The organism is Thalassospira xiamenensis M-5 = DSM 17429 (genome assembly GCF_000300235.2).
Lineage (GTDB): Bacteria > Pseudomonadota > Alphaproteobacteria > Rhodospirillales > Thalassospiraceae > Thalassospira > Thalassospira xiamenensis.
Window position 1 is genome coordinate 1,878,651 of record NZ_CP004388.1, and the last position, 11,050, is coordinate 1,889,700.

Consider the following 11,050-nt stretch of genomic DNA (forward strand, 5'->3'; position numbering starts at 1 on the left):
ATCATTTTTCCCTTTGATTATCTTCTACGGTCCGGAAGCGCATCAAATGCAATGTCCGACGGTTGGATGCCGTCATTTCACCAGTGGTTGTTCATTTGGTCCCCTGACTGGACTTTGCCCCTGATACAGGTAGGTCAAAGTTTAACCTCGGGCCCAAAGATGACGCAACCCTGCTTGCCGACATTTGCCGGACTTGTGATGTGCCATGATGGGTTGCAGTCTAAAACGCTCCTCCTGACAACGATGTCAGGAGATGTCAGTGTATTTACGATTGCGGGGGTGGAATTTTGACCGGAAGTTCGTGAAACTTTCCTGTGGCATGTTTATGCTGCGCCAAACGCATTTTCGCCGGGGGCACCATGACGCATGACAGTCTGTTTGTTTTTGATATCGAAACCGTTCCCGATATCGATGTTCTGCCACAATTGACCGGCGAAACCGCACCTGATCCGGCAACAGGTCGCGAGATGCTCGAAAAATATCATCTTGATATCACCGATGGTCGAAACGGTTTCCCGCGCCAGCCGTTTCACAAGGTTGTCGCAATCAGTTTCCTGCGCGCCACGATCCAGCGCGACGGAAATCTTGAAACTTACGAGATCGAAGAACTGCGTTCCGGCGGCGATCTGACCAGCGAGGAAACGGACCTTGTGAATGGATTCTTTGCCTATTGCGGTAAACTTTATCCTAGGCTTGTCAGTTTCAATGGTCGTGGGTTCGATCTGCCGGTTTTGAAATATCGCGCGATGAAGCATGGGGTGAGTGCGCGGTGGTTACACCAATCCGCCAACAAGTGGGAAAATTATACGTCGCGTTATGCGCCAAACTGGCATTGTGACCTTGCCGAAGTTCTTTCCGACTATGGTGCATCCGCAAGAACCAAAATGAACGAGGTCTGTGCCGCCCTTGATCTTCCGGGCAAGACCGGCGTTGATGGTAGCAAAGTTTCGGACATGTATGACAATGGCGAGATTGAAGGCATTCGTCGTTACTGCGAAACGGATGTTCTCAACACCTATCTTCTTTATCTTCGCTATGTTCTCCACACCGGATTAAGCGATCATGACGGTTATAATCACGCCATCAATCTGACCGTCGCATGGCTTGAGGAGCGGGCAGGGGATATCCCGGCTTATCAGGAATTCCTCGACGCCTGGCGGGCTTCAAGCGCCGGATCATTCAATCTGCTTTAAGATATCCCGGTTTCGGTAAAGTGAAACGTTTCACACCTACGGGATCGTTTTGTGTGATCTGTATTGAATTGCGAATCATTTGCGATTAGTGCTGATGTCTGGTTGCAAGTGACTTGCAAACGCATGTCGTGGTGAAAAGATTTCAAGGGAAACGTTTCGATGGATATCAGGAGAATCATCTGTGGCACGGTGTTGGGTGCTGCCGCCGTTACGGCTTCGGCCGCCTCTGCGCAGGAAGTGAATGTCTACTCCCTGCGCCAGCCTTTCCTTGTTGAGCCCCTGTTCGAGAGCTTCACCAAGGAAACCGGAGTTAAGGTCAATGTGATCTTCGCGGAAAAAGGTCTGGTTGAGCGGATCAAGCAGGAAGGTGCAAACAGCCCGGCGGATGTCCTGATGACCGTCGATATCAGCCGGATCAAGGAAGCCGTCGATGCCGGTGTCACCGACGCCGTCAATAGTGATGTTCTGGAAGCAAATATTCCGGCCCACTTGCGCGATGAAAACGATCAGTGGTTCGCGCTGACCCAGCGTGGTCGCGCTCTTTATGCATCGAAAGACCGTGTGACCGAGGGCGAAATTGCCACATACGAAGATCTTGCCGATCCGAAATGGAAGGGCCGCGTTTGTACCCGTTCTGGTACGCATGATTACAATATCGCGCTGGTTTCTTCGATGATTGCGCATCACGGCACAGAAGAAGCCAAAACATGGCTCGAAGGGTTGAAAGCAAACCTTGCACGCAAGCCACAGGGCAATGATCGTGGTCAGGTCAAGGCGATCAAGGAAGGCGAATGCGATGTCGCGATTGCCAATACCTATTACTACGGCAAGATGCTTGATGACCCGGAACAGCGCGCATGGGCGGAATCGGTAAATATTATCTTCCCCAATCAGAATGACCGCGGCATGTCGATGAACATTTCCGGCATGACCCTGATCAAAGGTGCGCCGAACAAGGAAAACGCCGTCAAGTTGATGGAATTCCTTTCGGGTGACGAGGCACAGAAAATCTATGCCGAAGTGAATTACGAATATCCGGTCAAGCCGGGTGTTGAATGGTCCGACTATGTGAAGTCGTGGGGCACGTTCAAGGCTGATGAGCTGCCGTTGTCTGAAATTGCGCGTCTGCGTACGGATGCCGTACGCATGATCGATGAAGTGGGATACAACGAATAAACGAATTTTCGTTTTTCGAATCATTCCGGAAAGGGGCGGTAACCATTACCGTCCCTTTTTTTATGTCTGTAAACCCGGCAATTCCGCGGCGCAAACCGACATGGACAAGGCGGTTATGTTCTATTGGCTCTTGCAAAACAGGGTAGCAGCCCTTTAATTTCCCCGGCAGCGAGTACAAATCATTCTTACTTGCCCCATCGCTTTGCGACCATTTCAGGAGATTCAAGATGACTTCACTGCGCAACAAGGTCTTTGGCATTATGGGCGCGGTGGTCGGATTGACGGCATTTCATGCGAATGCTGCCGAGGAGGTGAATGTATATTCGCTTCGCCAGCCTTTCCTGATTGAACCGATGTTCAAACAATTCACTCAGGAAACCGGCATCCGGGTCAATACGCTGTTTTCGCAAAGCGGTCTGGTCGAACGTATCAAACATGAGGGCCGCAACAGTCCGGCTGATCTTTTGCTGACGGTTGATATCGGGCGCATCCAGGATGCTGTTGATGCCGATATCGCAACACCGCTTCAAAGCGATGTGATCGATGCCAATATCCCCGAACAATTCCGAGATCAGGACCATCTGTGGGTTGGTCTGACCACTCGTGCACGTGTTCTTTATACGTCGCTTGATCGTGTGAAGCCCGACGCCATTTCGACATACGAAGAACTTGCCGATCCGGAATGGAAGGGGCGCATTTGTGTCCGTTCTGGAATGCATGTTTACAATATCGCACTGGTGGCCTCGATGATTGCCCATCATGGCGAGGAATACACAAAAACCTGGCTTCAGGGACTGAAAGACAATCTTGCGCGCAAACCGCAAGGGGCTGATATCGACCAGATCGAGGCCGTATCGCAGGGTGTTTGTGATCTGGCAATCGGCAATTCCTATTATTACGGCAAGATGCTTGATGATCCGAACAAAGCCGATGCCGCCAAGGATGTCCGGATTGTTTTCCCCAATCAGGGTGACCGCGGTACGCATGTGAATATTTCGGGTGTTGCGCTGATCAAGAATGCACCCAACAAGGAAAATGCGATCAAGCTGGTCGAATTCCTATCGGGGGACGAAGCGCAGCATATGTATGCTGACGTCAATTTTGAATACCCGGTCAAGCCGGGGGTGGCATGGTCGGAAATGGTCCGTTCCTGGGGAACTTTCAAATCCGACACGCTGCCGCTTAACGAAGTTGCCAACAATCGTGGCGCCGCCATTCGTCTGATCGACGAAGTCGGCTTTAACGAATAGGGCATTCTTCGCGTGAACAATTCCTGTCAGACCAAAGATGATCGCGATATCCGGCCGTCGGCCGTGACCGAAACGCTTGATCCGTTGCGCGAACGGTCACTTGGAACCTCGATGCGATGGTTGCCGCGCGGCCAATCAGGTCTTTGGTTGGCCGGGGCGTTCATTATAGCGCTTCTTGTGGCGACGCCGTTGATTGCGGTTGTCTATCTGGCACTGTTCCCTACCGAAAATATCTGGCCGCATCTGGCATCAACCATGTTGCCCCGATACCTTAAAAACACAGGCATTCTGATGCTGGGCGTCGGTGTTGGTGTAACATTGATCGGTGTGTCGGCGGCATGGGTCGTAACGATGTGCCGCCTGCCGGGCAAACGGTTCTTTGAATGGGCAATGCTGCTGCCGATGGCGGTTCCGGCCTACATCGTTGCTTATGTTTATACCGATCTGCTGGAATATGCCGGGCCGTTTCAGCGTCTGTTGCGCGAAATTTTTGGCTGGCAATCGGCGCGCGATTACTGGTTCCCCGATATCCGGACCAAGGGCGGGGCAATTCTGGTGCTCAGCCTGACGCTGTATCCTTATGTTTACATGCTGGCCCGGGCTGCCTTTTTGGCGCAATCGGTCTGTGTCCTTGAAGCTGCGCGCGTTCTTGGGCGTTCGGCGTGGAATTCGTTTGTGACCGTTGCCTTGCCATTGGCGCGGCCTGCCATCGTGGTTGGGGTGGTCATTGCGTTGATGGAAACGCTGAATGATTTCGGCACCATCGATTTCTTTGCGGTTCATACCCTGACCGCCGGTATTTTCAATGTCTGGCTTGGTATGGGAAATGCCGGTGGGGCGGCGCAGATTGCGCTGACCATGCTTGCGGTTGTGATTGTCCTGATCGTGGCCGAACGCTATTCGCGTCGTCGCCAGCGATTCCACGACACAACCAATCGTTTTCAGGAATTACCGGGCTACGAGCTTGGCCCGGTCGCCAAGTTCTTTGCACTTGCGGTTTGTGTTCTGCCGATTGTGCTGGGTTTCGTGATCCCGTCGCTGGTGCTGATCTATTATTCCGTTGGCTATTTTGACCAAAGCTGGACATCGGACTTCTTTGAATATGCGGGCAACAGCCTTCTGGTTGCGGGTCTTGCAACCTTTGTTGCGGTCGGATGTGCTGTGTTTCTGGGATATGCCCTGCGGCTTTTCCCGCAGCCGCTTTTGCGGTTCTGCATCCGCATGGCGTCGGTTGGCTATGCCGTGCCGGGGGCAGTTCTTGCAATCGGGGTTCTGATTCCATTCGCAAGGTTTGATAATGCGGTTGACGCCGTGATGCGCGAAACATTCGGGATTTCAACCGGTCTGCTTCTTAGCGGTACGGTCTTTGCCATCGTGTTTGCCTATGCCGTGCGGTTTATGGCTGTTTCTTATGGTTCGATCGAGGCCGCCCTTGGCAAGGTCCGGCCAAGTATGGATGACGCCGCCCGGACATTGGGGGAAAGCCCGTGGGGCACGTTGAAACGTATTCATTTCCCGATGGTGCGTGGCGGTATTCTTGCCGCCGCGGTTCTGGTCTTTGTTGATGCGATGAAAGAACTTCCGGCGACACTGATCCTGCGACCGTTCAATTTTGAAACGCTAGCAACGCATGTCTATCAGTTTGCCAAGGACGAAATGATCGAGCAGGCAGCCCTTGGTGCCTTGACCATCGTCATTGTCGGCGTCGTGCCGGTGGTTATGCTCAGCCGTGCAATTTCTCGGTCCCGCCCCGGGCATGGCAGTGCATCTTCGCGCCATTGACGTTCCTGTTCCGGCGGACCACTATCGCTGCTATATGATCCCGATAAATTCGACAGGCTGCCGATGACCACGTCGCAAAACAATCCTGCCAAGACCGACCTTTGCCATCAACCGGGCCTGACCCGGTTGGAAGATGCACTGCGTATTGCGTTTAACGATGTGGCTGTTCGCGCCCCGGTGATTGAGGCACCACTTTCTGATTGTTATGGCGCAATCCTGCGCAAGGATATCGTTGCCAGGGTCGATGTTCCGTCTGCAGATAATTCGGCGATGGACGGATATGCATTTTGTCATGCCGATTTGCAGGAATTTGTCGGGGCGTCGGATGCACAAATCATTGTGGGCGGCGTATCACTGGCAGGTCATCCTTTTGCCAGAGAAATCCCGCGCGGGCAGGCAATCCGCATTGCGACCGGGGCCTCCATTCCTGATGGTGCGGATTGCATCATCATTCAGGAAAATATCACGGCCAATGCCGATGAAACGCTTTTGACCATCCCGCAGGACGTGATCGCCAAGACCCGTCTGCATCAACATATCCGTCGGCGCGGTGAAGATGTTGCAACTGGTATGGTTGTCCTGCCAGCCGGTAAACGTCTGCGCCCACAGGATATCGCAGTCGCGGCCGGGCAGGGGTATCAGTCCCTGCCGGTTTCCAGGCCATTATCAGTTGCCGTTTTCTCGACCGGGGATGAACTGGCAAGGCCGGGCGATCCACTTCCAGCCGGTGGCGTCTACGATTCCAACCGGTTTGCCATGATCGGTATGCTGCGCGCTTGCGGGTGCAGGGTAACCGATCTCGGTCTTCTGGCTGATGATTTCGACGTTCTGAAAACGGCCTTGAAGGATGCGGCTCAAACCCATGATGTCATCATGACGTCGGGTGGGGTTTCGGTTGGCAAGGCCGATCTGCTTAAACCCGTCGTGGATAGCCTTGGCGAAATTCAGGCGTGGAAACTGGCAATCAAACCCGGAAAGCCCTTGATGCGAGGCCGTATCGGGGATTGTGTGGTTATTGGTTTGCCTGGCAATCCTGTTTCGGTGATGGTGTCAGGCCTGCTTTATGCCGTGCCATTGCTTTTGCATATGATGGGGGCTGCTGATCAGGTTTGTGCCCCCGTGCGATTGCCCGCAACTGCCGGATTTGATTTCAGGCGAGGTACCGGGCGTCGTGAATGGTTGCGTGCCCGTCTTGTTCAGGATGATGATGGTCAATGGGTTGCCATGCCTTATCATTCGGCAAGTTCCGGTATGTTATCCTCGATGGTGTGGGCAGAAGGCATGATTGAAATCGCCGAGGATTGCGGACAGGTTAAAAAGGGTGATCGCGTGCTTTATTTGCCCTTCGGTGGTTTGCAGGCGTTTTAAAAACTGATCCAGACCATGGATTTGCTGCCTTTTTTCGCAGATGTATAACAAAACAAAGGATTAAGGGTGGAAAGCATATGACTGTATCAGTTACTTTTTGCGGGGCTGCGGGTGGCGTTACCGGTTCGTGTTATCTGCTGCGTACCGACGGTGGCGATATCATTGTCGATTGCGGCATGTTTCAGGGCAGCAAGACGGTTCGCGAACTGAACTATGGAGCTTTCCCGTTCAAGGCTGCGGATATTCGTGGCGTGCTTCTGACCCATGCGCATATTGATCATTCCGGGTTGCTTCCCAAACTGGTGAAGGCCGGTTTTAACGGGCCGATCTACGCGACCGAACCCACCTGCGATCTTCTGACCTACATGCTGCCTGATTCCGGCTATATTCAGGAAACCGAGGTCGAACGTCTTAATCGCCGCAATGTCCGGCGTGGCCGCCCGGAAGTCACCCCGATCTATACCCGCGAAGACGCGGAAAAGACCCTCAAACGTTTGCAGCCTGTCGACTATCATGAGTGGCGCGAAGTTTTACCGGGTTTGCGGGCACGCTACTGGGATGCAGGGCATCTTTTGGGATCGGCCTCGATCGAGGTCGAAGTGGATGACGAGGCACCGGACGGCGAACCGCGCACCTTGCGGTTGCTGTTTTCAGGTGATATCGGCACGGGAGAGGCTGTGTTTAACGATGCCCCCGAAGGCCCGAAAAACATCGATTATCTGTTTGTTGAATCGACCTATGGTGATCGTAACCGTCCTGAAGTCAGTGACGCTGAACGTCGTGAAATGCTTGCCATGGAAGTTCGCGCTGCCATTCAGGCTGGCGGTAACCTTGTCATACCAAGCTTTGCTGTTGCCCGAACGCAGGAATTGCTGGTTGATCTGGCAACCCTGTTTAACCGTGGAAAGCTGCCCAAGGCGGATGTTTTCGTCGATAGCCCGCTGGCTCAGCGCGCGACCGAGGTTTTTGCCAAACATCTGTCTCATGACGATGCTCGTGGCTTGGCGCATCCCAATTTCCATATGGTGCCCGATGCCGAAGCCAGCATGCAACTGGCACGGGTTAAAAGTGGGGCGATCATTCTATCGGCAAGCGGCATGTGCGATGCCGGGCGTATTCGGTATCATCTGAAAAACAATCTGTGGCGTCCTGAATCTACGGTGTTGATGGTTGGTTTCCAGGCTGCCGGCTCGCTTGGTCGTGTGTTGCAGGGCGGGGCCAAACATGTCCGCATTCACGGTGACGAGATTGATGTCCGTGCCCGGATCAGAACGCTTGATATCTATTCCGGTCATGCCGATCAGGACATGCTTCTGCGCTGGACAAAAGAACGTATGCCGGTATCGCGGCGTATTTTCCTGACCCATGGTGAAGATGGCGCACGTGCCGGTTTGCAGCAGGCGATGATTAATGCCGGTATCGAAGAAAGCAAAATCGCCCTTCCGATGCTTGATGACACCGTTATGCTCAAACGCGGGCAGGCAAAACAGGCCGAATTCAAACCGCGCCTGCCGGCTGGCGAAATGTCCCGGGACGACTGGCATAACCGCTATGCCCATAGTGTTACAGAGCTTTCGGAAAAACTTCGCGCACTCGACAGCAACGAAAAACGCGAGGCCCTGCTCGAAAAAGTCTTGCAAGATATCGCATCGGCATGAGAGCAATAGCCCGATGGCAGGTTTTAAGTACCGTAAAATACGGAAATACTTGCCAACGGGCGATATCGTGTCACCCTATATCGGGTTGAGAAGGTATCGAAGGACACTACGAGAGCGGGCGGATATATGTCGATCGTGGGGAATACCGGCTATCGTGTTCTGATCTATAGCCACGATACATTCGGCTTGGGCCATCTGCGCCGCTGCCGAACCATTGCGCATGCGCTTGTTTCGCGTCGGGACGATGTATCTGTGCTGATCCTTTCTGGATCGCCGATCATTGGCAGTTTCGAATTTCGTTCACGAGTCGACTTTGTGCGAATTCCGGGCGTGATCAAGCTCTCGAATGGTGAATACACGTCACTTAACCTGAATATTGATGTCGATCAGACCCTGGCGATGCGTGAATCCATCATTCAGCATACCGCTGACGTGTTTAACCCTGATCTGTTCATCGTCGACAAGGAGCCGCTTGGTTTGCGCGGGGAAGTTGAATCGACACTTCAAATGCTTCGCCATCGCCGCACGCGCCTTGTCATGGGCTTGCGCGATGTGATGGATGACCCGGTTAATCTGCGCGAAGAATGGGACCGCAAAAAATGCGTTCCGGCCCTTGCCGATCTTTACGATGAAATCTGGGTCTATGGCCTCAAGGATATCTGCAATCCGCTTGAAGGTATTGATTTGCCTCCGGGTGTCGAAGAAAAAATGACCTATACCGGCTATCTGCCGCGTACAGCCACCCGCAAACCAACCCCGGAACACGGCGCGCTTGGTCTTGAGGAACCCTATTACCTTGTCACCACCGGTGGCGGTGGAGATGGGGTTAATCTGGTCGATTGGGTTATCAGTGCCTATGAAGCCGATCCTGACATTCCGGTTCCGTCGCTTGTTGTGCTGGGCCCGTTCATGGCACCAAATGATCAGCAGGCGTTCATGGAACGCGCCGAAAAGATCGATAAGCTCTCGGTCATCACCTTTGATGCCAATGTTGAAATGTTGATGGATCGGTCCGCTGGCGTGATTGCGATGGGCGGATACAATACCTTCTGCGAAATTCTGTCTTTTGACAAACCCGCAATCATTGTGCCCCGAACCGTTCCGCGGCTTGAACAATATGTTCGTGCGTCGGCTGCCGAAAAGCTTGGTCTGGTCAAGATGCTGACCGAGGACGGTGGTCGTCCCCCGATGCAAATGGCCGAGGCCCTTCGCAGTCTGATTGATCAGCCAAAGCCGTCGCATGTGACCGTGCCAAACCTGATGGGCGGTCTTGATAGTGTTGGCGATCAGGTTGAACGCTGGCTGCCGCCGCAGCTTGCTGCCGAGTAAGATTTTCCGGGATAACAACAGATGTCATGCGACAAGCTTGCAATCGTGGTGAAAGGTTATCCACGATTGTCGGAAACCTTTATTGCCCAGGAAATACTTGGTATTCAGCAGGCAGGTATTCCTTATCGCATTGTATCCCTGCGTCATCCGACCGATAAAAAACGCCATCCGATCCACGAACGGATCATGGCTGAAATCGATTACCTGCCAGAATATGTTTATCAGGAACCGATGCGCGTGTTTCGCGGCTGGTTAAAGGCGCGCAAAATGCGGGGATATCGTCGGGCCAGAAACATCTGGTGGCAGGACTATCGCCGGGATCGCACGCCGAACCGTGCCCGTCGTTTCGCCCAGGCATTGGTAATGGCGGCGGAGCTGCCGAACGATATCACACGCATCTATGCGCATTTCCTGCACACCCCGGCATCGGTTGCGCGATATGCCGCGATCATTCGCGGTCTTCCATGGTGTTGTTCGGCGCATGCCAAGGATATCTACACCAGCGAAGATTGGGACATGCGTGAAAAGCTGGCTGATATGGATTGGCTGGTGACCTGCACGAAGGCAAATGTCGATCATCTGCAAAAGCTTGCCGATGATCCGGCCAAAGTGAATTTGCTTTATCATGGATTGGATTTTTCACGGTTCCCCGAAGAACTGCCCGATCGGTCCCCCCGTGACGGGCGTGATGACAATAACCGGGTGACAATCCTGTCGGTTGGTCGGCTGGTTGGCAAAAAGGGTTATGATGACCTTTTACGCGCCCTTGCTGACTTGCCAAAAGATCTGCATTGGCGGTTTGTCCATATTGGTGGCGGGAATGGCGATAAATATAAATCGCTCGCAGAGGACCTTGGAATTGCCGATAATTGCGATTGGCAAGGGCCGCGTGACCAGAAGGAAGTGATTGCAGCCTGTCAGTCTGCTGATCTGTTCGTGCTGGCAAGCCGGGTGGAAAAGGATGGTGATCGTGACGGATTGCCCAATGTCCTGATGGAAGCCCAGCTTTGCGGGCTTGCCGCGGTTTCGACCGCAATTTCAGCAATACCGGAACTGATCACGGATGGCCTGAATGGCAAACTTGTTCCCGAACGTGATCCAAAGTTACTGTCCCTGGCAATGGCGGAACTGATAAGTAATCCGACTTTGCGCGACCAGATGGGGCGCAAGGGCAATGAAATCGTCCGACGCGATTTTTCGTTCTATACCGGGATGAAAGAACTGGCGCGTCGATTTGGCGCTGATCGGGCTTTCGATAAAAGCACATTAGGCCAACCGGCGGCGGAGTAGGGGG

At 53.4% G+C, this 11,050-nt stretch carries 8 protein-coding genes; all 8 read left to right on the plus strand.

Features of this window, described 5'->3' with window-relative positions; genetic code table 11:
- Nucleotides 1-359 precede the first annotated feature (359 nt).
- The 8 genes from TH3_RS08845 to TH3_RS08880 all read left to right on the plus strand — a co-directional run bounded on the left by TH3_RS08845 (nt 360) and on the right by TH3_RS08880 (nt 11,046).
- On the plus strand, nt 360-1,193 hold the full coding sequence (locus TH3_RS08845) for a 3'-5' exonuclease (RefSeq protein ID WP_007089946.1): 834 nt from the start codon (nt 360-362) through the stop codon (nt 1,191-1,193).
- A gap of 159 nt (nt 1,194-1,352) precedes the next feature.
- Nucleotides 1,353-2,369, plus strand: a complete 1,017-nt coding sequence (locus TH3_RS08850) for a Fe(3+) ABC transporter substrate-binding protein (RefSeq protein WP_007089945.1) — start codon at nt 1,353-1,355, stop codon at nt 2,367-2,369.
- A 227-nt stretch (nt 2,370-2,596) separates the two neighbouring features.
- Nucleotides 2,597-3,619, plus strand: a complete 1,023-nt coding sequence (locus TH3_RS08855) for a Fe(3+) ABC transporter substrate-binding protein (RefSeq protein ID WP_007089944.1) — start codon at nt 2,597-2,599, stop codon at nt 3,617-3,619.
- A 12-nt stretch (nt 3,620-3,631) separates the two neighbouring features.
- Nucleotides 3,632-5,401 (plus strand): ABC transporter permease, encoded by a 1,770-nt coding sequence (locus TH3_RS08860; protein WP_007089943.1) that lies wholly within the window; start codon nt 3,632-3,634, stop codon nt 5,399-5,401.
- Nucleotides 5,402-5,464: 63 nt separating this feature from the next.
- Nucleotides 5,465-6,769 (plus strand): molybdopterin molybdotransferase MoeA, encoded by a 1,305-nt coding sequence (locus TH3_RS08865; protein WP_007089942.1) that lies wholly within the window; start codon nt 5,465-5,467, stop codon nt 6,767-6,769.
- Nucleotides 6,770-6,846: 77 nt separating this feature from the next.
- Nucleotides 6,847-8,427, plus strand: coding sequence for an MBL fold metallo-hydrolase (locus TH3_RS08870; RefSeq protein WP_007089941.1), 1,581 nt, complete (start codon nt 6,847-6,849; stop codon nt 8,425-8,427).
- A 126-nt stretch (nt 8,428-8,553) separates the two neighbouring features.
- Nucleotides 8,554-9,756, plus strand: a complete 1,203-nt coding sequence (locus tag TH3_RS08875) for a glycosyltransferase family protein (protein WP_007089940.1) — start codon at nt 8,554-8,556, stop codon at nt 9,754-9,756.
- 21 nt (nt 9,757-9,777) lie between these two features.
- A complete protein-coding gene (locus tag TH3_RS08880) occupies nt 9,778-11,046 on the plus strand; it encodes a glycosyltransferase family 4 protein (protein ID WP_007089939.1) in 1,269 nt (422 codons plus the stop codon).
- The last annotated feature ends 4 nt before the right edge of the window (nt 11,047-11,050 follow it).

Excerpts from the sequence above, each read along its gene's own strand:
- TH3_RS08845 (WP_007089946.1), top strand. The coding sequence starts at position 360 with ATGACGCATGACAGTCTGTTTGTTTTTGATATCGAAACCGTTCCCGAT.
- TH3_RS08850 (WP_007089945.1), top strand. The coding sequence starts at position 1,353 with ATGGATATCAGGAGAATCATCTGTGGCACGGTGTTGGGTGCTGCCGCC.
- TH3_RS08855 (WP_007089944.1), top strand. The coding sequence starts at position 2,597 with ATGACTTCACTGCGCAACAAGGTCTTTGGCATTATGGGCGCGGTGGTC.
- TH3_RS08865 (WP_007089942.1), top strand. The coding sequence starts at position 5,465 with ATGACCACGTCGCAAAACAATCCTGCCAAGACCGACCTTTGCCATCAA.
- TH3_RS08870 (WP_007089941.1), top strand. The coding sequence starts at position 6,847 with ATGACTGTATCAGTTACTTTTTGCGGGGCTGCGGGTGGCGTTACCGGT.
- TH3_RS08875 (WP_007089940.1), top strand. The coding sequence starts at position 8,554 with ATGTCGATCGTGGGGAATACCGGCTATCGTGTTCTGATCTATAGCCAC.
- TH3_RS08880 (WP_007089939.1), top strand. The coding sequence starts at position 9,778 with ATGTCATGCGACAAGCTTGCAATCGTGGTGAAAGGTTATCCACGATTG.